General features: G+C 45.4%; 2 protein-coding genes. Both read right to left on the bottom strand.

Annotated features, from left to right (window positions below; all coding sequences use genetic code 11):
- Positions 1-174 precede the first annotated feature (174 nt).
- On the bottom strand, positions 175-951 hold the full coding sequence (yaaA, locus tag R7Q47_RS23365) for a peroxide stress protein YaaA (protein WP_025505368.1): 777 nt from the start codon (positions 949-951) through the stop codon (positions 175-177).
- 107 nt (positions 952-1,058) lie between these two features.
- A partial coding sequence (locus R7Q47_RS23360) for an alanine/glycine:cation symporter family protein (protein WP_318089444.1) occupies positions 1,059-2,087 on the bottom strand: 1,029 nt, incomplete at its 5' end.

Here is a 2,087-nt window from a genome sequence, read left to right as displayed (position 1 = left end):
TTTAAGAAGAAAAAGAAAAAAGACGACAAGAAAAAAGTAGCGAAAAAGAAAACCGCTAAGAAGAAGTAATCTTGTTGAGGCTTAAAAAGCCCAAATAGAAATAACAAAGGGTTGGCAGTGCCAACCCTTTTTCGTTTGTGTAGCTTTCAATTAATAACGCGTATTGCGCTTCAATCAGTTTTGCTCTTCACGTTTAAATACCAAGTCTGTTGGTGTCGACTCTTCCTCAACGAAGTAGTAGCCAGCGGTATCAAACTTCGTTAAATCCGCCACGCTCTCAATGCGATTTTCGATGATGTAACGCGCCATCATGCCACGCGCTTTCTTCGCATAAAAACTGATCACCTTGTATTGGCCATTCTTACAGTCTTTGAAAATTGGCGTAATCACTTGTGCATCCAAGTTCTTTGGCTTCACCGCTTTAAAATACTCATTCGACGCAAGATTGATCAAAACATTGTCACCTTGCTCAGCAATCGCTTCATTGAGCTTGTCGGTAATCACATTGCCCCAGAACTGGTACAGGTTGCTTCCTTTCTCGTTCGCCAGTTTTGTCCCCATCTCCAGACGGTATGGTTGCATTAAGTCGAGCGGTTTGAGCAGACCGTACAGACCAGATAGCATGCGTAAGTGTTTTTGCGCGTATTCGAAGTCCGCATCTGATAGTGTTTCAGCTTCCAAGCCCGTGTACACATCACCTTTAAACGCAAAAATGGCCTGACGCGAGTTTTCCGTTGTGAACGTTTCGCTCCACTCTTGGAATCGCCCGACGTTCAGATCGGCTATCTTGTCACTCACTTTCATTAAAGAGGCAACATCAGCAGGCGTCAGTTTGCGGCAAACGTCGATCAATTCTTTTGAATATTCAATTAACTCTGGTTGAGTAAATTTTTCTGTCGCGAGCGGAGACTCGTAATCGAGGGTCTTCGCTGGAGAAACTACGATAAGCATGACTTTCACTTCCCTAATTTTGTTTTTTATTAGGGTACAAAAAAAGCCATGCATTGTCTGCATGGCTTTACGAATCGTCTTAATAGCTTTTAACGATAGGAGAACACTTAGTCTTTCTTAGTGTTGTCCCAAATACCGTCTTCTAGCTGAGACTTAAGCTCAGGGAAATCGTTCGCATCGAACGTTGGTACTTTACCTTCGCCTAGCTGGCGGTTGTAGTCTTTCGCCAGTTTGATCACGATGCCCGATAGCAACAGAATCGCTACCAAGTTAACAATCGCCATCAGACCCATCGAAACGTCAGCCAACGACCAAACCACAGGAAGAGACGCTAGCGCACCAAACATTACCATGCCAAGAACTACAACGCGGAAGATGCTTAGACCAGCTTTATGGTTGTGCTCCAAGAAGATCAGGTTCGTTTCTGCGTAAGAGTAGTTCGCGATGATTGAAGTAAACGCGAAGAAGAAGATTGCAACTGCAACAAAGATGCCGCCCCAATCACCAACTTGCGAGCTCAATGCACGCTGAGTTAGCTCAATACCAGTAACTTCCGTTGCCTGACCTACATACTCGCCCGACATCAGGATAATCGCTACTGTTGCAGAACAGATAACGATCGTATCCATGAACACGCCTAGCATCTGAACGTAACCTTGAGATGCTGGGTGCGGTGGGTAAGGCGTTGCCGACGCTGCCGCGTTAGGCGCAGAACCCATACCCGCTTCGTTCGAGAATAGACCACGTTTGATACCGTTGATCATTGCTTGTGCAATCGCATAACCAAGACCACCCGCTGCAGCTTCTTGCAGACCGAATGCGCTCTTGAAGATCAGCATCAATACATCTGGTAGTTTCTCTAGGTTTGAGAATACAACGAACAATGCTAGTACTAGGTATAGCAGTGCCATGATAGGAACGATCAGCTCAGCTACTTTCGCGATACGCTTGATACCACCGAAGATAACTACAGCTGAAAGTACAACAACAGCAATACCAACGTATAGGTCATTCCAACCAAATGCGTTGCTCATTGCGTTTGCAATTGAGTTCGCTTGTACGGCGTTGAATACCAAACCAAAAGCGATGATTAGGAAAACTGAGAACAACACGCCCATCCAACGCATGCCCAGGCC

Source organism: Vibrio sp. Vb0349 (assembly GCF_033338975.1).
This window is presented reverse-complemented; position numbering and strand designations above follow the sequence as displayed.